This window comes from Agromyces neolithicus, assembly GCF_039529735.1.
Classification (GTDB): Bacteria; Actinomycetota; Actinomycetes; order Actinomycetales; family Microbacteriaceae; genus Agromyces; species Agromyces neolithicus.
Window position 1 is genome coordinate 209,604 of record NZ_BAAANJ010000002.1, and the last position, 26,339, is coordinate 235,942.

The following is a 26,339-nucleotide window of genomic DNA, read 5'->3' on the forward strand; positions in this document are numbered from 1 at the left end:
GTCGGTCGAGTAGGCGCGAAGCGCCGCCTCCGTCGGTCGAGTAGGCGCGCCAGCGCCGTATCGAGACCCGCTCACAGGTCCCGATAGCGGGTTCGCCCGCTACTCGACCGGCGCCCGCCCGTGCGACGATGTGTGCCATGAGCACGCCGGCCGCGCACCCCCCGCTCGACCACCGCCTGCGACGCATGGTCGGCCGCGACCCGAACGAGCCGCACCGCACCGCGACCCCGCTCGAGCTGCTCTTCGACCTCACGTTCGTCGTCGCGTTCAGCCAGGCCGGATCACAGGCGGCGCACCTGCTCGAACTCGGTCACTGGGGCCCGGCGTTCCTCGGCTTCTCGTTCGCGGTGTTCGCGATCTGCCTCGCGTGGATCAACTACTCGTGGCTCGCGTCGGCCTACGACACCGACGACGCGTTCTTCCGCATCGCCACCATGGTGCAGATGCTCGGGGTGCTCGTGCTGGCCCTCGGCCTGCCGCCGGCATTCCATTCGATCGACGGGGGCGAACACCTCGACAACGGCGTGATGATCGCCGGCTACGTGATCATGCGCGTCGCGACCTTCGCCCTCTGGCTGCGCATCGCCCGCCACGATGCCGCGCACCGGAGGTCGGCGCTCACCTACGCGACCGTCGTCGGCATCATCCAGGTCGGCTGGGTGATCACGATCATCATCAACCCGTCGCTGCCCGTCATGTTCGCCTTCATCGCGGTGCTCGGCACGCTCGAATTCGTCTGCCCTTACGCGATCGAGCGCCGCGTGGGGGGCACTCCGTGGCACGCCGACCACATCGCCGAACGCTACGGGCTGCTCGTCATCATCACCCTCGGCGAGGTCGTGCTCGGCACGATCCTCGCGATCTCGGCCGTGGTCGAGCAACAGGACTGGTCGGTCGAGGCAGCCCTCGTGGCGTTCGGCGGCACCCTGCTGGCGTTCGCCATGTGGTGGGTGTACTTCACGATGCCGTCGGGCAAGGTGCTGACGCGCTTCCGCGAACGCGGGTTCGTCTGGGGGTACGGGCACTTCTTCATCTTCGGGTCCCTGGCCGCGACGGGTGCGGGCCTCCACGTCGCGGCGTATGAGATCGAGGGTGTCGCGCACATCGGCACCGTCGCGGCGCTGCTCACGGTCGTCGTGCCCGTGGCGGTCTTCTCGATCGCGCTGTTCACCTTGTACTCACTGCTGCTGCGACAGTTCGACCCGTTCCACATCTGGCTCTTCGTCGGCAGCATCGTCATGCTCGTGATCGCGGTCTGGGCGGTGGCCGCCGGCGCGAGCATGGGAACCGGGATCGTGCTCACCGCACTCTCGCCCGTCGTGGTCATCGTCGGCTACGAGACCGTCGGCCACCGGCACCAGGCGGCAGCGCTCGAGCAGGCGCTCGCCGGCTGACCGAACGTCGACGAGGGGCGGATGTCGCGACATCCGCCCCTCGCATTCCGCGAACGCTACGCGTTCGGCCGGTTCGCGCGCAGCACTTCGAGGCGAGCGCGGTATTCGGTCTCGTCGATGTCGCCCTTCGCGAACCGTTCGGCGAGCGTCGACTCGGCGCTCGCGCCGGCGCGCATCCACGGCGGACCGTACGAGCCTTCCGGTGCGGCGTGCGCCCAGAAGCGGCGGCGACTGCGGACGATCAGGAAGATGATGAGCCCGATGACCAGGAACCAGAGGATCGGGACGAGAATGAAGGCCCATCCGAACCCGGCCCCCCAAGGGCCGGTGTGGGCGGCCACCGAGGTGGCGGCGAAGGTGGCGAGCATGAGTTCTCCCGTGTTCGTGCGGCCTGCGATTCAGGCCGTCGAGACGAGTCTCGCGAGCACGCGGCATCGGCGAATCCGCCCTGCGGAGGCACCTTGGCTGCTCCCCCGGGAGCATGAGAGCTCGGGTCTTCCACCGCGAGCGGGTGCCCGGAGCGTCGAGTTCTCGACGGTGTGCTGGCTGGTCATACTCGTTCCCACGTCTGGCTCGACTTGTCCTCCACAGGGGCGTTCTGCGGGGAGTTATTCACATGCTGACCTGCGGTTTCGGGGCAGTCTCAATGTCAGAGGGTGCCGCAAGAATGGAGGCATGACCGCAGTCGCCGACGCACTCGAGCAGGTTCGCTCGACGCTTCGCGAGGTGCTGCGGTTCGACGACCCGGCACGATGGTCCGACGACGAACTACTCGCCGTGACGGCCTCGATCGAGGCGGTCGGGCGGGTCATCGACGCCCACCGGGCCGCGTGCGCCGGCGAGGTCGCTGAACGCTCCCGGGTCGAGCTGGGCAGCGAGCGGCTTTCGTCCCGGCGCGGCTGCCGGTCGGCGTCAGAACTCATCGAGCGGGTCACCCAGGCGTCGGGCGCCGAGGCGCGACGACGCATCACGTTGGGGGCGGCAACCCGCGGCCGCGTCGGATTCACCGGCGAACCGCTCGAGGCCGAGTTCCCCGGCGTCGCCGCCGCCCTCGCCGCCGGGCTGCTGGGCGCCGATGCGGCGAGCACGATCGTCCGCGAACTCGACCGGCCCCGACGCGTCGCCGACCCGCTCAAGTTCGCCGCCGCCGAACGTGAACTCGTGGCCGCGGCAACCGGCACCGGCGACAGCCCCGGCGCCCCGGTTCAGTGCGCCGCCGACGAGCTGCGGGTGCAGGCGCAGGCATGGGCCGTGTTCCTCGACCAAGACGGCCCCGAACCCGACGACGACCGTGCCATGCTGCGCCGCGGACTGCGCCTGGGCCGGGCCCGCGACGGGCTCATCCCGATCAGAGGCGACCTGATGCCCGAAGTCGCGGCCGGGCTCACCCGGCTCTTCGACGCACACCTGTCACCACGGTCGAACACCGGGTTCGTCACCGACGAGCAGGCCGCGCACTTCGACCGCTCCGGTGAGCAGCGCAGCACCGACCAGCAACGCCACGACGTGCTCGCCGCGATCATCCAGACTGCCGCCCGATCAGGTCAGCATCCGTCGATCGGCGGCGCCCCGCCCACCGTGCTCGTGAGCGTGCGCGCCTCCGATGTCGCCGCCGGTCGCGGCGCCGGTCACGCCGACGGTGTCGAGATCCCGGTCTCGATGCGGGCCGTGCGGCAGCTGATATGCACCGGCGGCAGCTGATATGCACCGGCGGCACCCAACGGGTCGTGCTCGACGACCGCGGCCGCATCATCGAACTCGGCTCCCAAGAACGCTGCTTCACCCCGCAACAGCGGCGCGCGATCACCCTCCGCGACGGCGGATGCCTCATCCCCGGCTGCTCGGTACCCGCATCATGGTGCGAGATCCACCACGTCATCCCCGACACCGACGGCGGGCCCACCCACCCCGACAACGGCGTGCTCGTCTGCTGGTTCCATCACCGCTCGATCGAGACATCCGGGTGGGGCATCCGCATGCACCGCGGCGTGCCGCAGATCCGACCGCCGGTCTGGCTCGACCCCGGCGGCGGCTGGCGCAACGCGACCAAATCGCCGACGCGGATCGCAGACCGGCTCGAGCGAAGATCGGGTCCGGCAGCGTGACCGCGCGTGACGGGGTTACTCCTGCCATCCCGGCGCGACGAGCCCAGACTCGTAGGCGACCACGACGAGGTGCACCCGGTCGCGCGCGTGCAGCTTCGACATGATGCGCGAGACGTGTGTCTTCGACGTGAGCGGTGAGAGCACGAGCCGCTCGGCGATCTCGTCGTTCGTGAGCCCCTGCCCGACGAGGCGCAGCACCTCGCGCTCGCGTTCGGTGAGGGCGGCGAGACGCTGTTCGTCGGGTGCGTCGCGCAGGCCCACCGCCATGCGCTCGAGCAGGCGCTTCGTGACCCCGGGCGAGAGCAGCGCCTCGCCGCTCGCGACCACCCGCACCGCGCGCAGCAGGTCGACGGGCTCGGTGTCCTTCACGAGGAACCCGCTCGCCCCGGCCCGCACTGCCCGGGCGACGTACTCGTCGAGTTCGAACGTCGTGACGATCACGACGTGCACGCCGGCGAGCGCCGGGTCGGCGGCGATCTGCTCGGTCGTCCAGAGCCCGTCGGTGCCGGGCATGCGAATGTCCATCAGCACGACGTCGACGGGTTCACGACGCACGAGCTCGAGCAGCTCTTCACCCGTCGACGCCTCGCCGACCACATGGATGTCGGGTTCGGCCTCGAGCAGGGCTCGGAAGCCCGCGCGCACGAGCACCTGGTCGTCGGCGAGCGCGACGCGGATCACGCGGCTGCCCGCCATGGCAGTCGCGCGATGACCCGCACCCCGCCGAGCGGCGAGGCCTCGAGGTCGACGGTTCCGCCGAGCAGGGTCGCGCGCTCGCGCATACCGAGGATGCCGGTACCGGTGTACTCCTCGTCGACGGCATCCCCGCTGGAACGCTTCGAGAACCCGCCCCCGTCGTCGTCGATCGTGACCACGAGCTCGTCGCCGACATGGTCGAGCTCGACGAGTGCGCGCGTCGCCCCGGCATGCCGCACCACATTCGTGAGCGCCTCCTGCACGATGCGGTAGGCCGCGAACTGTGCGGCGCGACCGGGCACCTCGTCGAGCCGGTCGAAGAGCTCGGCCGAGAAATCAGGTGATTCGACGCCCCGCAGCAGGCGCGGCAGCTCGGCGATCTCGGCCTGCGGGGCGAGCGGCGCCTCGCCGTCGCGGATGACGCCGAGCACGCTGCGCACCTCGTCGAGCGCCGTCTTCGACGTCTCCTTGATGCTCGTGAGGGCGGTGCGTGCCTGCTCGGGATCGCGGTCCATGAGGTGCAGCCCGACGCTCGCCTGCACGTTGATCTGCGAGAGCGCATGGCCGATGACGTCATGCAGTTCGCGCGCGATGCGCACGCGTTCGCGCGCTTCGGCCGACCGGCGGCGGCGAAGCGCCTGTTCTCGGTACGCGGCGGCACGGGTGCGCCGCACCCGCACGAACCAGCCGATGCCGAAGCACGCCGCGAGCGCGAGGGTGGTCGCGGCGATGCGGAACGGATGCCATGACAGCCCCAGAACCGAGCCGAGCCAGATCGCGCCGACCCACGCGACGACCGTCGAGACGGCCGCCCACACGACGGCTCCACGGGCGACCGCGAGCACGATCGCGAAGGCGAACGCCAGATACGGCGGCCCCGAATGGGGCGTGACGAGCAGGTCGGCGAGGGCGAGCCCTGCGACCACTGCGACGGTGGGGCCGGGGAACCGGCGCGACGCGAGCAGCGCGAGCGGTCCCGCCACCGCCAGGGCGACCTGCAGCAACCCCGTGGCCCAGCCGACGTGGGTCCAGACAGCGATGCCGATCGCCGCGGGCACCTGTACGAGCAGGCTGATGACGACGGGCGCGAGCAGCACGAACGCTGCCGGTGGCCGCCGGTATCGATCGGGCGGCGGGCCCCAAGGCGGCCCGGGCATGGCCCGATCGTGGGGGCCGCTCCACGGGGGCGCGGACATTCCTCGATCGTAATGCCCCGCGCGCACCCGCGAATCAGCCCGGCGAAGGCTCACGCCCTACTCCCCCGGGTGTACGGGCGGCGCCACGCACCCCGCATCAGAACAGCGATACCGGCTTCACGATGTCGGCGTAGATGAGCAGCGCGCTCATCGCGCCGAACACCACGACGACCGCGAGCGTCACGGGCATGAGCTTCGCGAGGTCGACCGGCCCAGGATCGGGCCGCTTGAAGAGCTTCGCGAACCCGCGGCGGATCGCCTCCCAGAGCGCGCCCGCGATGTGGCCGCCGTCGAGCGGCAGCAGCGGGATCATGTTGAAGACGAAGAGCGCGATGTTCAGCGACGCGAGCAGGCCGATGAGCCCGGCGGCCTTCGACGCCATCGGAATCTCGTCGAGGCTCGCGATCTCGCCGGCCACCCGGCCCACGCCCACGACCGAGATCGGGCCGTTCGGGTCGCGCTCGCCCGGGCCGAACGCCGCGTTGGCGACATCGACGAGGCGCTGCGGCAGGTTCACGATGATGCCGGCGACCCGTGCGACGTTGTCGCCGACGGCGGGCAGCACGGCCGTCGCCGGCTGTTGCACGGTCTCGGTCGCGGCGCCGACGCCGATGAACCCCGCCTGCACGACGACCGGCTCGCCCGAGGCATCCATCACCACCTGGCCGTTCGCATCGAGGGCGTACCGCTCGCTGAGCATCGGCGTGACCGTCAGCGCGACCTCTTCGCCGTCGCGCACGACGACGAGCTCGACCGCCTCGTCGGGGTGGTCGCGGATGATCGCGGTCGACTCGCCCCACGTCTCGATGGGTTCGCCCGCGACCGAGATGATGCGGTCGCCGGGCTCGATGCCGGCGGCAGCACCCGGCGCTGCCGGATCGCCGGGCTCGCACGTCTGCCGTTCGCTCGTCGCCGGCAGCGCGCACTCCGAGACGGTGCCGACCGTGGTCGACGCCTGGGTGACGCCGAAGCCCATGAGCAGCACGGCGAAGAGCACGACCGCGAGTAGCAAGTTCATGAACGGTCCGCCGAACATGACGATGATGCGCTTCCAGACCGGCAGCTTGTAGAACGCACGGTCTTCGTCGCCCGGCGTGATCGATTCCATGCTCGAGTCGCGTGCGTCCTGCACGAGCCCGCGGAAGAAGCCCGTCGAGTCGGCGTGCACCTTGGCGCCCTTGGCCGGCGGGAACATGCCGATCATCGAGATGTAACCGCCGAGCGGGATCGCCTTGAGGCCGTACTCGGTCTCACCCTTGCGCCTCGACCAGATCGTGGGCCCGAACCCGATCATGTACTGCGTGACCTTGACCCCGAAGAGCTTCGCGGGCAGCAGGTGCCCGATCTCGTGCAGCCCGATCGAAAGCGCGAGGCCGATGACGACGATGACGACGCCCCCGATGAACAGCAGTACGGATTCCACGGCGTTCAGCGTACTGCCGATGGCTTTGAAGCGGCTGTGCAGCGTCACCGGTCGAGTAGGCCCGTCAGGGCCGTATCGAGACCACGCGGGATCTCGATACGCTCGCTGCGCTCGCTACTCGATCAGCGGCTGGAGATATGCTCGCACTCGATCAGCGGGACACTGCGGCGATGCGGGCGTCGGCGGCGCGCCGGGCCGCCCGCTCGACGTCGGCGAGCGATTCCACCGTGAGCGTGCGATCGGATGCCTCGTGCGATTCCACGACGTCGCGCACGGTGTCGACGATCGCCGTGAATCCGATGCGGCCCGCATGGAACGCCGCCACGGCCTGCTCGTTCGCCGCGTTGAACACCGCCGGGTACTCTCCGCCGGCGCGGCCCACCTGCTTCGCGAGCGCGACCGCGGGGAACGCCTCGGAATCGAGCGGCTCGAACGTCCACGACTGCGCCGTCGTCCAGTCGAGGGGGCGGCCGGCGGCGGCGACCCGGTTCGGCCAGTCGAGGCCGAGCGAGATCGGCAGCCGCATGTCGGGCGGCGACGCTTGCGCGATCGTGGAGCCGTCGACGAACTCGACCATCGAGTGCACGATCGACTGCGGGTGCACGACGACGTCGATGCGGTCGTAGTCGACGTCGAAGAGCAGGTGCGCCTCGATGACTTCGAGGCCCTTGTTCACGAGCGTCGCCGAGTTCGTCGTGACGACGAGGCCCATGTCCCACGTGGGGTGCGCGAGGGCCTCGGCGGGAGTCACCTCGACGAGCGACTCGCGGCTGCGCCCTCGGAACGGCCCGCCCGACGCGGTGAGCACGAGCCGGCGCACCTCGTCGTCGGTGCCCGACCGCAGCGCCTGCGCGATCGCCGAGTGCTCGGAGTCGACCGGCACGATCTGACCCGGCTGCGCGAGCCGGGTGACGAGGTCGCCCCCGACGATGAGCGACTCCTTGTTGGCGAGCGCGAGCGTGGTGCCGCGCTCGAGGGTCGCGATCGTCGGTGCGAGCCCGACCGACCCGGTGATGCCGTTGAGCACCACGTCGGCGTCGACGTCGCGCACGAGCTGCACGGCCTCGTCGATGCCGACGGCGGTGTGCTCGACGTGGAACTCGGCCGCCTGCTCGTCGAGGAGTGCCCGATTCGACCCGACACCGAGGCCGACCACGTCGAACCGCCGAGGGTTCGCCCGGATGACGTCGAGGGCCTGCGTGCCGATCGAACCTGAGGAGCCGAGGATGATGACGCTGCGCACGTCACCCACTGTACGGCCCGCGACGGTGGGGCGATCGGATGACCCGAGCGGGGGTCATCCGTTCGATTCGGCGACCTCGGCGCCCGCCGCGACGCCTCGATCAGCCGAGGACGGCGACCGATGCGGCACGGTTGCCGGGCACCGGCACATCGTGGAATCGGATTTCACGCCATGCCGGCCCGAACTCGGGCACGCTGCGCTCGACGCGGCCGACGCCGTCGTCATCGCCCGGCGTCGAGACAGCGAGCCTCGACGGCTCGATGAAGGCGGTGTGACCCATCGCGCGCAGCAGCGCCGACTTCCGCGCCCACAAGATGGCGCGCACGAGCGGGCGCCGCGCGGGGTCGAGGCCCGCGAGCACCGCGAGCTCGCTCGTGTGGAAGGCGGCCTCGTCGATCACCTCGTCGAAGCCGGCGACCGCCGACTCGATGCCGACGCCCACGGGGCGTCGGGTGCCGGCCGCGGCCACGATCGCGTCGCCCGAGACCGCCGCGTCGGCGAACCATGCGCCGCCCGACGGTGTGAGCGGGTAGGCGACGACCGGTCTGCCGTGCCGCGCCCCGCACACCTCGCATGCATGCACGAGCTCGACGTCGCCGGCCGGTACGCCCGAGCCGGCGGCGACGAGACGGCGCAGCACCGAGTCGGTGCCGGGACCGCGGCGGCCGCGCGCGACGACGAAGACGCGCACACCCGACTGCTCGAGCTCGATGAGCTCGCCGTCGGCCGTGTCGTCCATGGACATGGCTCCAATCCTCCACCATCGAGCCGGTCGCGGCCCAACACGGATATGCCGTGCGGCGCATACCCGCGCTCGTAGGGTCGGAGGGTGAGCGAGATCGTGGCCGACGCCGTCCCTGTCGCACCGGTTCGGCAGGGACCGCTCTATCGAATCGTCCGAGGCGTGCTCAGGCCCCTCGTGCGTCTGGTCTACCGACCGACCATCACGGGCACCGAGCACGTGCCCCGCCATGGCGCGGTGATCCTCGCCTCGAATCACCTGTCGTTCGTCGACAGCATCGTCATCCCGTTGGCTTCGCCTCGCCCCGTGCAGTTCCTCGCGAAGTCGAGCTACTTCACCGGCACCGGGTTCTCGGGCTGGGTCTCGCGCACGTTCTTCGGTGCCATCGGCGCGGTGCCGGTCGAGCGCGGCGCGGGCTCGCAGGCGCAGGAGGCCCTCGACGCCGGCAAGCGCATTCTCGACGACGGCAGCGCCTTCGCGCTCTACCCTGAAGGCACCCGATCACTCGACGGACTCCTCTACCGCGGCCGCACTGGCGTCGCCTGGCTCGCGCTCACCACGGGCGCCACAGTCGTCCCGGTCGGCCTCGTGGGCACCGAGCAGATCCAGCCCGTCGGTGCGAAGTTCCCGCGCATCCGCCCCGTGACGGTGCGCTTCGGCGAACCGCTCGACCTTTCGCACCATGGCAGCGCGACTTCGGGCCGGGCCCGGCGCGCCGCGACCGACGAGATCATGGCCGCGATCCATGCGCTCAGCGGGCAGGAACTCGCGGGCCGCTACAACGAGGCGCCCCCGCACAGCGCCCTCGCGCGCCTGGCCGACAGGGTCGTCCCGCGCGAGCGGCTCTGACGCGATTCCCAGCCCCAGTCGGGGGCGCGCCGCTATCGTCTTCACGATGAGATTCGCGAAGCTGGCTGCTCGCGCCGCCGCCGCGGCGCTCGTCGTGCTCGGCTTCGCCGCGTGCGCGGCGCCCGCGCCGACCGAGCCCTGGCAGGGCGGCGCGGCCACACGCGCCACCCCCACGCCCGAGTTCGAGATTCCGGACGCCGCCGGCTTCGACCCCGGCCGCATCGTGAGCGACGACGCGTTCTTTGACAGCCGCGCCATGAACGAGCGCGAGATCCAGACGTTCCTCGACGGGCTCGACTGCCGTCCGGTCGACGATGTGCCCTGCCTCGCCGACTACCGTGAGACCACGACGACCCAGCCGGCCGTCGGCGGCACGCACTGTGCCGAATACCGCGGCGCAGTGCGCGAGCGGGCGAGTCGCATCATCGCGAAGGCCGCGGTCGCGTGCGGCGTGAGCCCCCGCACGCTGCTCGTGCTGCTACAGAAGGAGCAGTCACTGCTCACCTCGCCCGACTCAGCCGGATACGAGCGGGCGACCGGATATGCCTGCCCCGACACTGCCGATTGCGACACGAAGTACTTCGGCTTCTTCAACCAGGTGTACAACGCCGCATGGCAGTTCCGGCAGTACACCGAGGAGCCCAAGCGCCAGTACCGCATCGGCACGATGCAGGTGCAGTACCACCCCGACGCGGCGTGTGGTGCTACCGCGGTAGCCGTGAAGAACCAGGCGACTGCGAACCTGTACAATTACACGCCCTACCAGCCGAGCCCGGCGACCATCGCCGCCCCAGAGACCGGCGACTCGTGCTCGGCGTTCGGCAACCTCAACTTCTGGCGGCTCTGGCACCGCTGGTTCGGCGACCCAGAGGCCGAGCGCTATCCGGGGTTCCTGCCCGCCTGCACGCGACTCGTCGGCGGGCACCCCTGCCCGCCCGGCGCGACGCTGCCCGCAGTACCCGACGTGCCCTGAGGTCAGCCGGCGACGACCGAGGTCGGTTCGTGGTGCACGGGGAACGCCACCGACGCCGCGATGAAGCACTTCTCAGCCGCCTCGGCGTGCAACGAGTCGGCGAGGGCGACCATCGAGGCGTCTGCCACCGTGACCACGGGCCGCAGCGTGACCTCGGTGAACGCGCCGCCGCCGCGGCCGTCCTCCTGCATCGTCCCCGTCGCGGCATCGGCGTACCCGCGCACGACGACCCCGTGATTCGTCGCGACGTGCAGGTACGCGAGCATGTGGCACTGGCTGAGCGCCGACAGCAGCAGCTCTTCGGGGTTCCAGCGGTCGCGGTCGCCGTGGAAGACGCGGTCGCTCGACCCCGCGATCTCGTGCAGCTTGCCCGGCGCGCGCACGACATGCTGCCGCCCGTAGGCGCGATAACTGCTCGTTCCCTCGCCGCGATCGCCCTGCCACTCGAGTTCGACCTCGTACCGGTGCTCTCCCAGCATCTGCACCTCCGCCTCTCGCCCCGCCTGTGACATCCGATTCTGCCCCATCGCGACCACAGGACGCCCGGCCGGCGGCGATAGGGTTGGAGCACCATGACTGACACCCAGATCTCCGCCCAGACCGCTGCTTCCCCGGCCTCGTCGGTGCCTCAGCAGCGCAAGATCGTGACCGCCGTTCCCGGTCCGAAATCGCTCGAGTTGCATGACCGACGCTCGAAGGTCGTCCCCGCCGGTGTCTCGTCGGCGCTTCCCGTGTACATCCAGCGCGCGAACGGCGCCGTGCTCGTCGACGTCGACGGCAACCAGTTCATCGACTTCGGCGCCGGCATCGGCGTCACGACCGTCGGGCACACCGAGGCGCGCGTCGTCGAAGCGGCCGCCGGTCAGCTGCACGACGTCATCCACACGCTCTTCACGATCACGCCCTACGAAGAGTACGTGCGGGTCGCCGAGCTGCTCGCCGAACACACACCCGGCAACTGGCAGAAGAAGAGCGTGCTCGTGAACTCGGGCGCAGAGGCCGTCGAGAACGGCGTGAAGATCGCCCGCAAGTACACCGGCCGCCGCGGCGTCGCGGTGCTCGACCACGCCTACCACGGTCGCACCAACCTCACCATGGCCATGAACTTCAAGGCGATGCCCTACGCGAGCGGCTTCGGCCCGTTCGCCGGCGACGTCTACCACGCGCCGAGCTCCTACCCCTACCGCGACGGGCTCTCGGGAACCGACGCGGCAGCCCGAACCATCGGCTACCTCGAGAAGATCATCGGCGCGAGCGATCTCGCGTGCCTCGTGGTCGAGCCCATCCAGGGCGAGGGCGGCTTCATGGTGCCCGCCGACGAGTACCTGCCCACCCTGCAGGGATGGTGCACTGAGAACGGCGTCGTCATGATCGCCGACGAGATCCAGTCGGGCATGGCCCGCACCGGCCGCTATTACGCGAGCGAGCACTTCGGCTGGGAGCCCGACCTCGTGCTCTCTGCGAAGGGAATCGCGGGCGGCCTGCCGCTCGCCGCGGTCACCGGTCGCGCCGAGATCATGGACGCGGCGCACCCCGGGGGTCTCGGCGGCACGTTCGGCGGCAACCCCGTGGCCTGCGCCGCGGCGATTGCCGTGTTCGAGTCGATCGAGCAGAACCACCTGCTGGCAGAGGGCCGCCGCATCGAGGCGACACTCACCGCCGGGCTCGAGCGGCTCAAGCGGCGCTATGACATCATCGGCGACATCCGCGGCAAGGGCGCGATGATCGCGATCGAACTCGTGCAGCCGGGCACGCGCGACACCACGAAGGTGCCGAACGCCGAGGCAGTGGGTGCGCTCGTCGCGTTCGCTGCGCAGAACGGCGTGCTGCTGCTCAGCGCCGGCACCTATGGCAACGTGCTGCGGTTCCTGCCGAGCTTCGCGGTGACCGACGAGCTCATCGAAGACGGCCTGCGCGTGCTCGACGACGGCCTCGCGGCCCTCGGCTGAGCCGTGGCCGGCACATTCAGCGTCGCAGATTCCGTCGAACTCGCCGTGGTCGAACGAAGTGGTTTCATCGAGTCCAGGCACGCAGGCTCCGCCATCGTGCTCTCCCCTGAGGGCGAGGTGCTGCGCGCCCTCGGCGACGTCACGACGCCGATCTTCCCGCGCTCCTGCCTGAAGCCGTTCCAGGCGGTGGCCGTCATGACGTCGGGCGTGACGCTTCGCGGCGAAGACGCCGCCATCGCGAGTGCGAGCCACTCGGGCACCGCGGCGCACGTCGCGCTGGTGCGCAAGCTGCTCGAACGGGCGTCACTGCCGGTGTCGGCCCTCGGTTGCCCGCCCGCGGCGCCGACCGACAAGGTCGCCCGCGACGAGCTGATCCGCTCGGGCGGGCCGCGTGACCGGGTCTACATGAACTGCTCGGGCAAGCATGCGGCGATGCTCAATGCGTGCGTCGAGAACGGCTGGTCGCTCGACGACTACCTCGACCCCCAGCACCCGTTGCAGAAGCGCATCCTCGACGTCGTCGAGCGGTTGACGGGCGAGCGCCCCGCTGCGACGGCCATCGACGGCTGCGGCGCGCCCGTGCACGCGATCAGCCTGGGCGCGCTCGGTCGCGGCATCCAGAAGATCACGACGGCGGCGACGACCTCGCCGTTCGCGCTCTACCGCGAGGCGGCCGCGCTCACCGAGGCTGTTCGCGAGAACCCCTGGGCGGTCGGCGGACCCGGACAGCCCGACACGGTCGCGATCGAACGGCTGGGCGTGTTCGCGAAGGTGGGTGCCGAAGGCGTCATGGTGATGACGGCGCCGAACGGCACGACCACGGCGGTCAAGGTGCTCGACGGCTCCTCACGCGCCTCGACCATCATCGCGTTGCGGCTGCTGGCCGCGGCGGGCGCCGTCGACGACGCGGCGATCGACGCCGTGCAGACCGAGCTCGACCTCTGGGTCATGGGCGGCGAACGACGCGTCGGCCAGGTGCGCGCGACCGTCTGACCGGGTTCGCGAGGCGAACGGATGCCGCGGGGGCGACTCCCCCCGCGGCATCCGACGTTTCCGGCCTCGGTTCGGGTCGCCGAGACTCATCGTCGCGTCAGTTCAGTTGCGCGAGGCGCTTGGCGCGCGCCGCCCTCGAGACCTGGGCGATGATCACGAGCACGAGGGCGAAGAGGAACACCGCCGACGCGATCACGTTGGCTTCGGCGGGGATGCCGCGCGACGCCGAGATGTAGATGTACTTCGGGAACGTCGACACCGACCCCGAGTTGAAGTTGGTGATGATGAAGTCGTCGAAGCTCAGCGCGAACGAGAGCAGCGCGGCGGCCATGATGCCCGGCACGAGGAGCGGGAACGTGACCCGCCAGAACACCTGCGCCGGCGACCCGTAGAGATCGCGCCCGGCCTCTTCGAGCGCCGGATCGAGACTTGCGACGCGAGCCTTGACCGTGACCACGACGAAGCTGATGCAGAACATCGTGTGCGCCAGGATGATCGTCGTCATGTCCTTCGGCACGCCCACCGCGAGGAATTGTGCGGCGAGACCCGCGCCGAGCACGACCTCGGGGGTGGCCATGGGCAGGAAGAGCAGCAGGCTGATCGACGACCGGGCACGGAACCGGTAGCGCACGAGTGCGATCGCGATCATCGTGCCCAGCGTCGTCGCGATGACGGTTGCGACGAGCCCGATCACGATGCTGTTGGCGAAGGCCTCGCAGACCGCGCCGCCCTCGACGTTGCACACGTTGAGCCACTTGTCGAACGTGAAGCCGCGCCACGCGATGTTCGACTTGATCGAGTCGTTGAACGAGAACACGAATGTGTAGGCGATCGGGATGAGCAGGAACACGAACGCGATCACCGTGTACACGGGGAGCAGCCAGTCACCGAGCCCGACGCGCTGCCGCCGGACCCGCCCGCCGCGATGCCCCGAATCGTCCTGTTGCTCGCTCTCTTGAAGCCCGCCGAGCACGGCGGCTGCCTGGACTTCGCCGCTCACAGCAGGTCCTCCGTTCCGGAACGCCTCACGTAGATGCCGACGAGCACGAGGATCGCGGCCATGAGGATGATCGACAGCGCTGCCGCCGCCGGGTAATTGAGCAGTACGAGGAAGTTCGCCTCGATGACGTTGCCCATCATCTGCGTGTCGGGCCCGCCGAGGAAGTCGCGACTCGCATTCACGTAGTCGCCCGCGGCCGGGATGAACGTCAGCAGCGTGCCCGCGACGATGCCCGGCATCGAGAGCGGGATCGTGACCTTGCGGAACACGGTGAACGGGTTGGCGTAGAGGTCGCTGCCCGCCTCGAGGTATCGCAGGTCGAGGCGCTCGAGGGTCGTGTACAGGGGCAACGTCATGAACGGGATGAAGTTGTAGGTCAACCCGAATATGACGGCGGCCGGGGTGCCGGTGAAGTGCGCGTCGGGCGCCATCAGCGAGAGCGCCTTCAGCGATGTGATGACGAACGACTCGTCGGAGAGCAGCTGCTTCCACGCGAGGGTTCGCAGCAGGAAGCTGATGAAGAACGGCGCGATCACGAGGACGAGCATGACGCTCTGCAGCAGCGGCCAGCGGCGCGCCTTCACGCCGATGAAGTACGCGAGGGGGTAGCTGAATGCGAGGGCGAGCACCGTCGCGACGAGGGCGTACCCGAACGAACGCAGGATGTGCGGCCAGTACTCCTGCACCACGGTGACGTAGTTCTGCCAGTTGAACGCGTAGTCGTACACGCCGATGTCGCCGAACTCGTTCGGCGCTTGGAGCGACGTCAGGATGAGCGAGATCAGTGGCGTCAGGAAGAAGAGCACCATGTAGAGGATGCCGGGCAGGAGGAGGAAGAGCGCGATGCGGCTCTTACGCTTCGGTGCCTGCGGCTGCGCCTCCGTCGTGGTGAACGCTGCGAAGGCCATCGTCAGCTCTCCTCGAGCTCCGCGACGAGCGCCTCGCGACGCTGCACGGCGATCGAGTGGGTGTCGTCGTCGGCAGGGAACTTCTCGGCGTCGGCCGGGTCGTCGTCGAGCCCGAAGCCATGCTCGACGTCCCAGCTGATCCACACCTCGTCACCCTCGGACGCGATCGGACCGATGCCGATGTTCTGCGCGAAGACGGTGACCGTGCCGACGCCCGTGATCGACACGATGTACTGCGTGCTGACACCCGAGAACGAGACGTCGATGACGTGGCCCGGGCCGAGGACGTTGCGCGACGACGACTCCGCCGGTGCATCACGGTGGAGTGCGACCTTCTCGGGCCGCACCCCGATGGTGACCTGGCCCTGGTGTCGTGCAGCGCGTGCGGTGGGCACCACGAGGCTCGCACCCTGCACGTCGACGGCGATCGCGGTGTCGGTCGTACCGACGACCGGGCCGGTGAACAGGTTGGACTGGCCGAGGAAGTTGGCGACGAACACCGTGCGCGGCAGCTCGTAGAGCTGCTCGGGCGCACCCATCTGCTCGATCGCGCCCTTGTTCATGACCGCCACGGTGTCGGCCATGGTCATGGCCTCCTCCTGGTCGTGCGTGACGTGCAGGAATGTGAGCCCGACCTCCTCTTGGATGGTCTTGAGCTCGAGCTGCATCTGTCGGCGCAGCTTCAGGTCGAGTGCACCCAGCGGCTCGTCGAGCAGCAGGAGCGCTGGGCGGTTGACGATCGCCCGGGCGAGCGCCACGCGCTGCTGCTGTCCGCCCGACAGCTGCGCCGGGCGGCGCTGCGCGAGGTGGTCGAGCTCGACGAGGCGCAGCGCCTCGTGCGCGCGGGCATCGGCGTCGCCGATACGGCGTCGCTTCAGCCCGAACGCGACGTTCTCGATGATCGACATGTGCGGGAACAGCGCATAACTCTGGAACACCGTGTTGACCGGTCGTTGGTGCGCCTTCGTCTCGGTGACGTCGGTGCCGCCGATGAGAATGCGACCACGCGTGGGCTCCTCGAGTCCGGCCACGAGGCGCAGGGTCGTCGTCTTGCCGCAGCCCGACGGGCCGAGCAGGGCGAAGAACGAGCCGGCGGGAATGGTGAGGTCGAGCTCTTCGATGGCGGTGAACCCGGGGAAGCGCTTCTGGATGCCGACGAGTTCGAGGTCGGCGCCTCGCTCGGCGAATTCGCGAACGGACACGCTCACGACCCCAGCAGGATGGCCTGGAACTCGGCCTGGTACTTCTGCTCCTCGGCACCCGAGAGCGAGCGGAAGATGTGCGCCTGGCTCAGGGTCTCTTCGTTCGGGAAGATCAGCTGGTTCTCGGCGAGCTCGGGGTCGATGGCGATCGCGGCTTCCTTCGCCCCGACGACGGGCGTGATGAAGTTCACCCAGGCTGCGACTTCGGCGGCCACCTCGGGCTCGTAGTAGTAGTTGATGAGCGTCTCGGCGTTGGTCTTGCGCGGTGAGCCCACCGGGACGATGAAGTTGTCGTTCCACAGCGTGCCGCCGGCGGAGGGCAGCGCGAACTCCCACTTGTCGCCGGCCTCGGCGTTGATCACCGTGATGTCGCCCGACCAGCAGATCGCCGCGAGGGTGTCTTCGTTCTTCAGGTCCTCGAGATACGAGTTGCCCTTGATGTTGCGCACCTGGCCGTCGGCGACCTGCTTGTCGAGCTCGTCGATGGCCGCGCTGAACTCTGCGTCGCCCCAGTCGCCCGAGATGTCGATGCCCTGCTCGAGCATGATGAGCCCCATGGTGTCGCGCATCTCGGAGAGCACGCCGACCCGCCCCTTGAGTTCGGGGTTCCAGAGGTCGGAGACCGACGCGAGCCCGCCGGGCACTGCCTCCTTGTTCCAGCAGATGCCGGCGAAGCCGCCCTGCCACGGCACGGACTGCTTGCGACCGGGGTCGAAGTCGGGGTCCTTGAGCGCAGGGGTGAGGTTGGCGAGATTCGGGAGATTCGCGTGGTCGAGTTGCTGCCCGTAACCCAGGCGGATCCAGCGAGCGATCATCCAGTCGGTGAGCACCGAGAGGTCGGCACCGATGTCCTGGCCGAGGGCCAGCTGGTCTTTCACCTTGCCGTAGTAGGTGTTGTTGTCGTCGACCGCGACCTCGTAGTTGACCTCGATGCCGGTCTGCTCGGTGAACGCGACCAGCGTCGGGTAGTTGCCGTCGTCGTCTTCGTCGATGTACGCGGCCCAGTTCGCCCAGTTGAGCGTCTTGTCGGTGGCCGACTTGTCGGCTGCGGGTGTGGGCTTCGCCGCGCCGCCGCCGGCGGAGCACGCCGCGAGGGCGAGCGCGGTGGCGCCGGCCCCCGCTCCGGCGAGCAGTGTGCGGCGGTTCAGTTGTGCCCGACGCGCCTGAGCGATCAGGTTGCGGATCATCGGGTCTTGGGGAAGAGGCCGGGGGCTCACGAGCGACTCCATTCGTTGCAGGCTTCGGGGTGGGAAGATACTGTCACACTGCAGGCCGATTTGTTCCCAACTATGTCCGAATCGTTAATTTCTGTGATCATTCGATTCGGATTCAGTGCTCGTGCTCGCTTTCACCTCCGGATTCGGTTGTCGCGATCGGCGGCCAACTGTATCGCCCGACGGGTGTGCCGCTGCGCACCGCCCAGCACTGGTCGTTGCCGTCGTCGAGCAGTGGGGGCAGCGTGCGATCCCTGATCAGCGCGCGGTATTCGTGCGCGCCGCCATGCACGACGATGACCGCGGCCTCACGTAGACGTGCGGCGAGCGCCCAGTTGGCGGCCCATGCGTCGGCGTCGCCGACGTACACCGTCGCCCGGGAATGCTCGCCCGGCTCGCCCGGCTCGCCCGGCTCGCCACTCGCGCGTGCCGCGACATCCGCCCCCGATGCGATCGGAATCACGACGCCGCCCGCCGAGCGCAGTGCCGCGGCCGCGGCTCCGGGAGCGGCGGCGGCGACCGCGTAGACGTGCCCGGCCCGCAACTCCAATCGAGCAATCTCGTGCGATCCGGCAGGCGCCGGCGGTTCGGCGACGACCACCTGCACCGGGTGACCGCGCCATTGCCCGGCGCCCGGGGGAACGTCGGGGCGCCACAGGCCACCGACACCGCCCGACTGCACGAGATCCGACCGCGTGGCGTGGTGCAGCAGCAGGCGCACGCCGAATGCGTCGCGAAGGCCGGAACCCAGTCCCAGCGGTTGCGATGCCGCCGCAGCGACCCAGAGCCCGCGCGCCCGGCCCTCGCGCAGCAGCGCCTCGACGGCGTCGAGCGCGCCCAGGCGATAGTCGTCGGGCCACGACCGGAACCGCACGTCGAGATCGTCGATCACGACGAGCCGCGGCACCTCGGCACCGGACCGCAGCGCCTCGAGCAGCCCGTGCAGCGCATCCCACACCGCGCTGCGTGCGCCGTGGACGACCAGCACCGATCCGGTGCCGTGCACCGCGGTCACGGCCGACGCCGCCGCGGCGAGCGCCCCGGTTCGGCCGCTTCCGGGGGCACCGAGCACCAGAAGGTGACCGTCGGCGACCGGCGTCCACGTGGCCAGGCTGCGGCGCTGGTGCTCGGGTTCGTCGACGAGGCCGATGGCGAACACGTCGGGGCGGTCAGCGCCGTCAGGACCGGACACCCCGACGACGTCGGGGGCGACGCCGGCGGATCGCGCGACGGAAGCGAGGTCGGCTCGTTCCACCCGGCTCGGCAAGGGGTCGAGCCAGGGTCGGCGGGCCCGAGTCGCTGCGGCGCTCGCGACCCGCGCCGCAGCCAGCGCATCGGCGTCGGCGATGGCGGACTGGAACTGCACCGGACACCCGTCGCCACGGTCGACGACGCCACGGCCGGGGATGCCGGGCGAGATCTCGGCCGCCAGTTCGGATCCGACGACCGCGAGACTGTCGGCCCTCTGCATCACCCGCAACGACACCCGGATCGCGCAGTTCGCCGTGACCTGCTCGCGCACGACGCCGTTCGGTCGCTGCGCCGCCAGGACGAGGTGCAGGCCGAGTGACCGGCCGCGTGCGGCGATGTCGGCGATCACCGCGCCGAGGTCGGGGAACCGCTCGATCATCGCCTGGAACTCGTCGACCACGATGACGAGCCTGGCGAGCTCGATGTGGGCATCGAGGAAGCGGATGTCGCGGGCCCCCGCCCGTGCCAGCACCCGCTCGCGATGGCGCAGCTCGGCACGCAGGCTCAGAACGGCGCGCTCGGCCTCGGCCTCGTCGAGATCGGTGACGACGCCCGTCACGTGAGGGAGTCGGCGGATCGGCTCGAACGCGGCGCCGCCCTTGAAATCGACGAGGAGGAACGCGACCCGGTCGGGCGGGTACGTGCGCGCGAGCCCCGTCAGCCACGCCAGCAGGAACTCGCTCTTGCCGCTGCCGGTCGTTCCGGCCACGAGGGCGTGCGGGCCGTGCTGCGCGAGATCGATCACGAGCGGCCCCACCCCTGCAGTGCCGACCGCGACCGCGAGCGACGCCCGCGACGTCGCATCGACGACGGGTTGCTCGAGGTCGCCGAGCACGACGCGTGCGGGAAGGCCGGCCCCGCCGGTCGCCACGCCGGCCCGCGCTGCCACGAGGGTCGTCGCCTCCGCCCACGATCGGGCGTCGGCCGCGCCGGTCAGGGCCGGCACCAGCGGAACCGGCGCAGTACCATCGAGCCGCCGCACGAGGGCCGACCCCGGTGCGTCGATGCGGACGATCGTCTGCAGGCCGGGTGGAAGCGACGCCGCATCTGCGGCGACCGCGATCACCGCGGCCCGGGCCGGAGCACCCGACGACCGGGGACCGGTCGACGTCGTCACCCCGGTGTCGTCGACCGGTGAGCCCGAGCCGTCTGCGCGGTCGAGCACCCGCAGCCGTTCGATGCCCGTCTCGGTGTGGGGCAGGCGAGCGGCCCACTCCCAGTGCGTGGAGCGGGGAAGCTCGAGTGCGAGCCCTCCGGGAATCCCGTAGTGCGCGCACTGCACGACGGCCGCCCGTGCGGCCGCCCGGGCGAGCGGGAGTACGCCGACGAAGCCGACGCCGCCGTACGGGTCGGCGAGCACGGGAGCGTGGTCGAGCGATGCGGCGCGCACGAGCAGCTGCCGCTCGTCGGTGTCTACGGGAGTGCCGTCGACGCGAACGGCGCTGAGCGCGGCACCGCTGCCGACGACGATGGCCGGAAGGGGCCCGGGCTGCCAGCTCGGCGGCGTGCGGTGCTCGACGAGCACGGCCGGCGACGGCGATCGCCGCCACGCCGCCTGACGCTCGAACGCATGCCGCGCGTCGATCTCGGATCGCAACTCGTCGAGCAATCGGGCGCGCTCGGCTGCGGCCCGCCTGCGTCGCGTGCGCCCCTGGCGCCGGGCGTCGAGCATCGACGCGATGGCCACCACCGGTCCGAGAACGGCGAACACGAGTGTGAACGGCGAGCCCGTGATCGCCCACAGCGCGAGGGCGCCCGCGACGGGCGCGAGCACCGCGAGCAACGGGAAGCCGGGTCGTTCGTGGTCGCCCGGCGACGCAGGCAGCGCAAGCGGGAGGTCGACGGGCGGCCGTTCGGGCAGATCGAGGGAGCGCACGAGGCCATCCGACCAGTCGAGCTCGCGCTGAGCGCGTTCGATGCTCGCTTCGGTCGGAACCGCGCCACGATCCCGCCTGTCGAGGACGAGTCGCCGAGGGACTCGGCCCGACCTTTCAGGCGACGACGAACGACTGCTCGGCGAGCTCCACACGGCTGCCGCTCGGCACGAGGTAGCGACGCCCGGGCTCGCACCGGAGTGCTCCGTCGTCGGGGCGCCGCACGACCGTGCCATTCGCCGAGAACCGGTCGGAGACCCACAGCGTGCCCTCGTGCTCGCCGAACTCGAGGTGCGTCTTCGAGACCGAGAGCGTTCGGTCGGCGATCTGCACGAGATGGTCGAAGTGCTCGCCCGGCTGCGGAAGGGGTCGACGGCCGATGAGGCCGCTGCCGAACACGGTGCGCGTCTCACCGGTGCTGAACTCGAGTACGAATCGGGCCGGATGCCCCGTGGCCGGTACCGAGGGCTGCGCCGGCTCGACCCGGGCAGCGGCATCCGACTCGTTCGCGGCCTGGTCGGCGTCGAGGCCGATCGCGGTCGCCGCCGGGAATCCGTCGACCGGAACGCTCACCACGCCGCTGTTGCGGGGCGACGGGCGATCGAGCGGATCGAGGATCGTCGTGTCGCCGGGCCGCGAATCGGCTCGCCGTCGCGACTCGGGCGTCGCGCTCGTGGAACTGCCGCATTCGCCGCAGAACATCGCGCCGTCGGGCAGCTCAGCACCGCAGATGCGACATCTCACGCTCGGCCTCCCTTACGCGTGACAGCGTACCCGCCGAGGGACGACAGCGAGACGGCGGCCCGAAGCCGGTCACGGGGACTGCGCGACTCGCCCAGTCGCTGCGCCAGTTCATCGACCGTGTGCCAGACACGGTGGTCGTCGTCGTCGCCGGGGCCATTCGGCGCGAACACCGCACGGTCGACCACCGACGCGAGCACCAGCGGGCCGAGCCCGCCGACGGTCGCCGCCTGTTCGGCACGGGTGGCCGTGGCCGAGATCGCGTAGCCGTAGTCGGAAGCGATGTCGGCGAACTCGTCCCATCCGCCCTCGATACGCTCAACCGGGGTCGGTGCACGCCGGCGAAGCCTCCGACGGCGCAGCTTCGCGACGATGATCGCAAGGAACGGACTCACGAGCACCGCGAGTCCGAGGATCACGAACCCGGCGATCCTGACCACGCCGAGCAGCACGGCGAGCCATCCGTCGTCGTCGCTGCCGTCGTCAGGCGCCGGGTCGGGGTCGGCATCGTAGTCGTCGACCGGAGTGCGTTCCGCCAGGGGCGGCAACGCAGACTGCGGCCGCGACACGATCGTGGGCTGGTCGGGTTCCTCGTCGGGAACCTCTCGCGGCGTCGGATTGGGGTCGACGGCCACCCAGGCGCCGTCGGCCGTCTGCACCTCGATCCACGCCTGGCGGTCGGCGCTTCGGAGCTGCAACGCGCCGGTGGCGTCATCGGTCGGCGTCTCAGGCTGCGCCATATAGCCGACGACGACGCGGGCGGGGAACCCGATGCGCCGCGCCATGAGCGCCGCGGCGACGGCGTACTGCTCGCCGTCGCCCAGCATCGGCTGGTCGGTTGCGAGTTCGATGAGCCGGTCGAGCGAGTGACCGGACCGACTGTACGGCTCGTCGTCGAGCCCATGGCTGACATAGCCCTCTCGTTCGAACCCCCCGATGAGCTGCGCGAGCCGCAGGCCGGGCTCCCCTGAGGCCGGCGCCCACCGCTCGAGCAGCCGCTCGAGCTCGGGGGGCAGTTCGGGTGCCGGGGGCAGCACGCTCGTTCCGGGCTCGAGCTCGGTGAGGTCGCCGGCGGGCACCGGCACCTTCGACACGGCCTCGTAGCGGTCGCCCGCCTCGAGCCCGTGCTGCACTGCACCCGTCGCCGTCACGTCGTTGTAGAAGTACTCATCGGTGAGCACGACGGCGTCGGGGCCGGCGAAGGTGATGCGCTCGAGCTGGCCGATGCCGGGCACCCACACCTCGTCGTAGTCGGCGACCTCGACCGCGATGTCCTCGCGTGTTCCGGTCGCCTCGGTCTGGTCGAGCTGGTAGGGCACGCGGGCGAACCGCCCCGAGAGCGCATTGCGGTCGCCGCCTCCGACCGAGTAGACGACCCCGTCGTAGGTGTCGAGCGCGGCGATCCGGATGCCCGCGCCCGGCGGCAGCCCGGTCACCTCGAGCATCACACGCTCGGCCTCCCCCTCTCGGAACGCCGTGCGGAATCCGGCGAGCGGGCTGTCATGCTCCTGCGGTTCGAACGGAGGCTGGAGCTCGGCACGGACGACGTTGCGCGCGGGCCCCGGCATCGCGATCGAGCCGGCCGTCGCACCGATGAGGGTGACCGCGATGAGCACGGATGCCCCGAGCACGCGCCGCGCGTCGGCGACGGCGCCCTCGACGCGTCTGACGCGCGTGATCGCTCGGCGCCGCGCGATCGCGACCCGCACGAGCCAGGCGACGACCGTGACGAGGAAGATCAGGCCCGCCTGCAGCGCGATGTCGAGGTGGACCACCCCCAGGGCGATGCCCGCGACGAACAGCAGGGCGGGCGGAAGCGCCGCCGCCGCCGGGTACCGGCTGCGAAGCGCGATCGTCGCGGTGAGTGTGGCGCAGACGAGCCCGAGCAGGAACGGCGGGACGAGGAGCGACTGGTACGAGCCCACGGGCACGGCGATCGTCACGAGCTGCTTCCACGACAGCGCAGCGCCCGCCACGAGTTCGAGCAGCCCGGCCGGCGTCGGCAGCACGCCGAACAGCGCCCGCTCGGGCACCGCCACGGGCACCCCGACCACGAGGTAGGCCGCGACCACGGCGACGACGACTCCCCACGCGGGCCATCGACGCCGGGTGCCGACCACGGCGATGGCCGACCCGATGAGGATCGCCGCCGCGGCGGCCACGAAGAAGGCGGGGCTCTCGTAGATCGGCCACCAGGGGATCATCGCTCCCGCGAGCATCGCCCCGACGAGCGCGACGCTCACCGCGGTCGGTACCAGCCGATCAGCACCCCCCGGCGCCCGCACGCTCATGCGACCGACGCCGATCTCGCGAGCATCGCCCGCAGGTCCTCGAGGTACCCGATGTCGAACACGGTGAGCCCGGCGACGGTGCGAGCGCTCGCCTCACCCTCGGGCGAGCACTGCACCGCGAGTACCTCGACACCCGCGGGCACCCTGCTCGCCGCAGAACGCAACGGGGCGATTCCCCTGGCGGTGCCGGTGACGAGGATCACGAGGGAGATGCCGTGCAGCGTCTCGACGGCGCTGCGCGCGACATCGGGCAGCAGTGCCGCGCGAGGCTCGCGCTCGACCACGCAGAGCGCGTCGACAAGCCGATCCCGCGAGACCGTCGGAAGTTCGCGCGTCGGCCCGCCGAGGCGGCTGCCGGTCGCGGAGCGCGGCCCGGACACCACGAACGAGACGCTGCGGGCGTCGCGGATGGCCCGTGCACCGACCGAAGCCGCCGCTCCGACGGCGAGCTCGAACTCGGCATCGTCGGCGTACGCCCCCGGTTCGAGGTCGAGCAGGATCATGAGCCGGCTGCGGCGCGACTCCTCGAACTGGCGCACCATGAAGGTGCCCGTCTTCGCGGAGCTGCGCCAGTGGATGAAGCGCCGGTCATCGCCTGGCACGTACTCGCGCAGCGCGTGGAAGGCGATGTCGCTCGAGGTGAGGTCACGCGTGGGAAAGCCCTCGAGGTCGCGGATGAACCCGGTGCTGAGGGCGGTGATCGACACGGTGCGCGGATGCACCCGGAGCTCGGCTGTATCGGACCAGACGATCTCGCGCCGCATGAGGCCGATGGGGTCTGCGCGAACCGTTCGGGCGGGCCCGATCGACACGATGCCACGGCGATCGGTCGGAATCGCGATCTGCTCGTCGAATGCGGTGCCGCGCGCCAGGCGCGGAAGCACGCGTTCGATCACCCTCGCCCCGACAGGGAGTTCGAGCTGCACTCCACTGAACCGGCGACGACCCGGGTTCGCCGCGACGAGTCGGGCGAACGCGGGTTCGCCGACGACGACGCGGGGAATCGGAACGAGCAACCGGATCTCCCCTGCGCCCCGTCCGATCAGCCAGAGCGCCGCCACCGACACGAGCACGGCGAGGCCCCAGCCGATGGCGATGATCTCGAGAAGACCCCATGCGTACCCGACGACGAATGCGACGATCGCCGCGGCGATCACCGACCAGCCGAGCGGGGTGACGACGCCCTGCACCGCACGAGCGGCGCGCGTGGTCGCCGCCGCGGCGGCGCGCATGCCGAGGAGTGCACGCTCGATGACGACCGCGAGCAGGCCGCGCTTCTTCGCCTCCTCGGGAATGCTCGTGTGGGTCTGGGCGAAGGTCACACGGCCTGCCTCGTGGAGGGTGGTGGCGTCTCGATGAGCACCTGGGCGATCATGTTCGACGCGGTGACTCCGTCGAACTCGGCCTCGGGGTCGAGGATCAGTCGGTGCGCGAGCACGGGCTCGGCCAGCGCCTTGATGTCATCGGGCACGACGTAGTGGCGGCCCCGACCGGCAGCGTGGGTCTTCGCCGTGCGAATGAGCGCGAGCGCACCGCGCACGCTCACTCCGAGCCGCACCTCACCCGCCGTGCGGGTCGCGTCGACCAGCCGGGACACGTAATCGTGGATCGTCGGGTCGACGTACACCGTGCGGGCGAGCGCGGCGAGGTCGATGATCTCTCGGGCGTCGAGTTGCGCGTCGACTCGGTGGTCGTGCGCCCGCTGGTCGGCGCCCTCGAGGATGCGGATGGTGGAGGCGTGGTCGGGGTACCCGATCGACGAGCGGATGAGGAACCGGTCGAGCTGCGCCTCGGGAAGCCGGTAGGTGCCCGCCTGTTCGACGGGATTCTGCGTGGCGATGACCATGAAGGGATGACCCACGGGGTGCGTCTGACCGTCGACCGTGACCTGTCCCTCCTCCATGACCTCGAGCAGCGCCGACTGCGTCTTCGGGCTCGCGCGGTTGATCTCGTCGGCGAGCACGATGTTGGCGAAGACCGGACCCGGATGGAACTCGAAGATCCCGCTGCGCTGGTCGTACACGGTGACACCCGTGATGTCGCCGGGGAGGATGTCGGGAGTGAACTGCACCCGGTTGCTCGTCCCGGCGACCGACTGGGCCATCGCCCGGGCGAGCGAGGTCTTGCCGGTGCCGGGCACATCGTCGAGCAGGAGGTGCCCCTCGCTCAGGAAGGCGGTGAACGCCAGCCGGATCACCCGGTTCTTGCCGAGCAGCACCTGCTCGACCGCTCCGACGAGTCGGTCGAGGGTTGCCGCGAACCGTGCGGCTTCTTCGGCGGTCATCGTCATGTGTG

Annotated in this window: 23 protein-coding genes; 7 read left to right on the top strand and 16 right to left on the bottom strand. The window is 70.5% G+C overall.

Going from position 1 to position 26,339, the window contains the following annotated elements; all coding sequences use genetic code 11:
* Positions 1–137 precede the first annotated feature (137 nt).
* Positions 138–1,394, top strand: a complete 1,257-nt coding sequence (locus ABD164_RS04250) for a low temperature requirement protein A (RefSeq protein ID WP_344293781.1) — start codon at positions 138–140, stop codon at positions 1,392–1,394.
* A 56-nt stretch (positions 1,395–1,450) separates the two neighbouring features.
* Here ABD164_RS04250 and ABD164_RS04255 read toward each other — a convergent pair whose 3' ends face one another.
* Positions 1,451–1,762 (bottom strand): SHOCT domain-containing protein, encoded by a 312-nt coding sequence (locus ABD164_RS04255; RefSeq protein WP_344293783.1) that lies wholly within the window; start codon positions 1,760–1,762, stop codon positions 1,451–1,453.
* A 307-nt stretch (positions 1,763–2,069) separates the two neighbouring features.
* On the opposite strand from ABD164_RS04255, the gene ABD164_RS04260 reads away from it, so the two are divergent.
* Complete coding sequence (locus ABD164_RS04260) at positions 2,070–3,095, top strand: DUF222 domain-containing protein (protein WP_344293785.1); 1,026 nt, start codon at positions 2,070–2,072, stop codon at positions 3,093–3,095.
* A gap of 26 nt (positions 3,096–3,121) precedes the next feature.
* Entirely contained in the window at positions 3,122–3,499 is a 378-nt protein-coding gene (locus ABD164_RS04265; protein ID WP_344293787.1) for an HNH endonuclease signature motif containing protein, read from the top strand.
* 15 nt (positions 3,500–3,514) lie between these two features.
* Here the strand turns inward: ABD164_RS04265 and ABD164_RS04270 are convergent, their stop codons facing one another.
* The 5 genes from ABD164_RS04270 to ABD164_RS04290 all read right to left on the bottom strand — a co-directional run bounded on the left by ABD164_RS04270 (position 3,515) and on the right by ABD164_RS04290 (position 8,802).
* Positions 3,515–4,180 (bottom strand): response regulator, encoded by a 666-nt coding sequence (locus tag ABD164_RS04270; RefSeq protein ID WP_344294100.1) that lies wholly within the window; start codon positions 4,178–4,180, stop codon positions 3,515–3,517.
* On the bottom strand, positions 4,177–5,352 hold the full coding sequence (locus ABD164_RS04275) for a sensor histidine kinase (protein ID WP_344293789.1): 1,176 nt from the start codon (positions 5,350–5,352) through the stop codon (positions 4,177–4,179). Before ABD164_RS04275 ends, ABD164_RS04270 begins: the two co-directional genes overlap by 4 nt.
* A 136-nt stretch (positions 5,353–5,488) precedes the next feature.
* Positions 5,489–6,814 (bottom strand): M50 family metallopeptidase, encoded by a 1,326-nt coding sequence (locus tag ABD164_RS04280; protein ID WP_344293792.1) that lies wholly within the window; start codon positions 6,812–6,814, stop codon positions 5,489–5,491.
* A gap of 151 nt (positions 6,815–6,965) precedes the next feature.
* Positions 6,966–8,057 (bottom strand): 1-deoxy-D-xylulose-5-phosphate reductoisomerase, encoded by a 1,092-nt coding sequence (gene dxr / locus ABD164_RS04285; protein WP_344293794.1) that lies wholly within the window; start codon positions 8,055–8,057, stop codon positions 6,966–6,968.
* A 100-nt stretch (positions 8,058–8,157) separates the two neighbouring features.
* Positions 8,158–8,802 carry a 4'-phosphopantetheinyl transferase family protein gene (locus ABD164_RS04290; RefSeq protein ID WP_344293796.1) on the bottom strand — a complete coding sequence of 215 codons (645 nt, stop codon included), beginning with the start codon at positions 8,800–8,802 and terminating at the stop codon, positions 8,158–8,160.
* Positions 8,803–8,886: 84 nt separating this feature from the next.
* Between ABD164_RS04290 and ABD164_RS04295 the strand changes: the two genes are divergently transcribed.
* Entirely contained in the window at positions 8,887–9,648 is a 762-nt protein-coding gene (locus ABD164_RS04295) for a lysophospholipid acyltransferase family protein (protein WP_425545901.1), read from the top strand.
* A 46-nt stretch (positions 9,649–9,694) separates the two neighbouring features.
* The gene (locus ABD164_RS04300; RefSeq protein ID WP_344293798.1) at positions 9,695–10,621 is read left to right on the top strand and encodes a hypothetical protein; all 927 of its coding nucleotides are present in this window, start codon (positions 9,695–9,697) and stop codon (positions 10,619–10,621) included.
* Positions 10,622–10,623: 2 nt separating this feature from the next.
* Here ABD164_RS04300 and ABD164_RS04305 read toward each other — a convergent pair whose 3' ends face one another.
* Positions 10,624–11,100, bottom strand: coding sequence for an OsmC family protein (locus ABD164_RS04305; protein WP_344293800.1), 477 nt, complete (start codon positions 11,098–11,100; stop codon positions 10,624–10,626).
* 93 nt (positions 11,101–11,193) lie between these two features.
* Here ABD164_RS04305 and gabT point away from each other — a divergent pair, with 93 nt between their 5' ends.
* Both gabT and ABD164_RS04315 read left to right on the top strand, forming a co-directional pair.
* Positions 11,194–12,570, top strand: a complete 1,377-nt coding sequence (gabT, locus tag ABD164_RS04310; RefSeq protein WP_344293802.1) for a 4-aminobutyrate--2-oxoglutarate transaminase — start codon at positions 11,194–11,196, stop codon at positions 12,568–12,570.
* Between the two features lie 3 nt (positions 12,571–12,573).
* Positions 12,574–13,563 (top strand): asparaginase, encoded by a 990-nt coding sequence (locus tag ABD164_RS04315; protein WP_344293804.1) that lies wholly within the window; start codon positions 12,574–12,576, stop codon positions 13,561–13,563.
* A gap of 97 nt (positions 13,564–13,660) precedes the next feature.
* Here the strand turns inward: ABD164_RS04315 and ABD164_RS04320 are convergent, their stop codons facing one another.
* The 9 genes from ABD164_RS04320 to ABD164_RS04360 form a co-directional block, all read right to left on the bottom strand.
* Positions 13,661–14,443, bottom strand: a complete 783-nt coding sequence (locus ABD164_RS04320) for an ABC transporter permease (protein WP_344294104.1) — start codon at positions 14,441–14,443, stop codon at positions 13,661–13,663.
* A 116-nt stretch (positions 14,444–14,559) separates the two neighbouring features.
* The gene (locus ABD164_RS04325; RefSeq protein ID WP_344293806.1) at positions 14,560–15,471 is read right to left on the bottom strand and encodes an ABC transporter permease; all 912 of its coding nucleotides are present in this window, start codon (positions 15,469–15,471) and stop codon (positions 14,560–14,562) included.
* 2 nt (positions 15,472–15,473) lie between these two features.
* Positions 15,474–16,673 carry an ABC transporter ATP-binding protein gene (locus ABD164_RS04330; protein WP_344293808.1) on the bottom strand — a complete coding sequence of 400 codons (1,200 nt, stop codon included), beginning with the start codon at positions 16,671–16,673 and terminating at the stop codon, positions 15,474–15,476.
* A 2-nt stretch (positions 16,674–16,675) separates the two neighbouring features.
* Positions 16,676–17,890 (bottom strand): ABC transporter substrate-binding protein, encoded by a 1,215-nt coding sequence (locus ABD164_RS04335; protein ID WP_344293811.1) that lies wholly within the window; start codon positions 17,888–17,890, stop codon positions 16,676–16,678.
* 112 nt (positions 17,891–18,002) lie between these two features.
* Entirely contained in the window at positions 18,003–21,014 is a 3,012-nt protein-coding gene (locus ABD164_RS04340; RefSeq protein WP_344293813.1) for an FtsK/SpoIIIE domain-containing protein, read from the bottom strand.
* 115 nt (positions 21,015–21,129) lie between these two features.
* The gene (locus ABD164_RS04345; protein WP_344293815.1) at positions 21,130–21,756 is read right to left on the bottom strand and encodes a zinc-ribbon domain-containing protein; all 627 of its coding nucleotides are present in this window, start codon (positions 21,754–21,756) and stop codon (positions 21,130–21,132) included.
* Positions 21,753–23,996 (bottom strand): transglutaminase-like domain-containing protein, encoded by a 2,244-nt coding sequence (locus ABD164_RS04350; protein WP_344293817.1) that lies wholly within the window; start codon positions 23,994–23,996, stop codon positions 21,753–21,755. Before ABD164_RS04350 ends, ABD164_RS04345 begins: the two co-directional genes overlap by 4 nt.
* A 44-nt stretch (positions 23,997–24,040) precedes the next feature.
* Entirely contained in the window at positions 24,041–25,366 is a 1,326-nt protein-coding gene (locus ABD164_RS04355) for a DUF58 domain-containing protein (protein WP_344293819.1), read from the bottom strand.
* Positions 25,363–26,334, bottom strand: a complete 972-nt coding sequence (locus ABD164_RS04360; RefSeq protein WP_344293821.1) for an AAA family ATPase — start codon at positions 26,332–26,334, stop codon at positions 25,363–25,365. The genes ABD164_RS04355 and ABD164_RS04360 overlap by 4 nt, the downstream gene beginning before the upstream one ends.
* Positions 26,335–26,339: the final 5 nt, after the last annotated feature.

What these genes read in the sequence shown, in the direction of transcription:
- ABD164_RS04300 (WP_344293798.1), top strand. Translation starts at nt 9,695, where the DNA reads ATGAGATTCGCGAAGCTGGCTGCTCGCGCCGCCGCCGCGGCGCTCGTC.
- ABD164_RS04290 (WP_344293796.1), bottom strand. Translation starts at nt 8,802, where the DNA reads ATGTCCATGGACGACACGGCCGACGGCGAGCTCATCGAGCTCGAGCAG.
- ABD164_RS04305 (WP_344293800.1), bottom strand. Translation starts at nt 11,100, where the DNA reads ATGCTGGGAGAGCACCGGTACGAGGTCGAACTCGAGTGGCAGGGCGAT.
- ABD164_RS04255 (WP_344293783.1), bottom strand. Translation starts at nt 1,762, where the DNA reads ATGCTCGCCACCTTCGCCGCCACCTCGGTGGCCGCCCACACCGGCCCT.
- ABD164_RS04260 (WP_344293785.1), top strand. Translation starts at nt 2,070, where the DNA reads ATGACCGCAGTCGCCGACGCACTCGAGCAGGTTCGCTCGACGCTTCGC.
- ABD164_RS04325 (WP_344293806.1), bottom strand. Translation starts at nt 15,471, where the DNA reads ATGGCCTTCGCAGCGTTCACCACGACGGAGGCGCAGCCGCAGGCACCG.
- ABD164_RS04275 (WP_344293789.1), bottom strand. Translation starts at nt 5,352, where the DNA reads ATGCCCGGGCCGCCTTGGGGCCCGCCGCCCGATCGATACCGGCGGCCA.
- ABD164_RS04360 (WP_344293821.1), bottom strand. Translation starts at nt 26,334, where the DNA reads ATGACGATGACCGCCGAAGAAGCCGCACGGTTCGCGGCAACCCTCGAC.
- ABD164_RS04250 (WP_344293781.1), top strand. Translation starts at nt 138, where the DNA reads ATGAGCACGCCGGCCGCGCACCCCCCGCTCGACCACCGCCTGCGACGC.
- gabT (WP_344293802.1), top strand. Translation starts at nt 11,194, where the DNA reads ATGACTGACACCCAGATCTCCGCCCAGACCGCTGCTTCCCCGGCCTCG.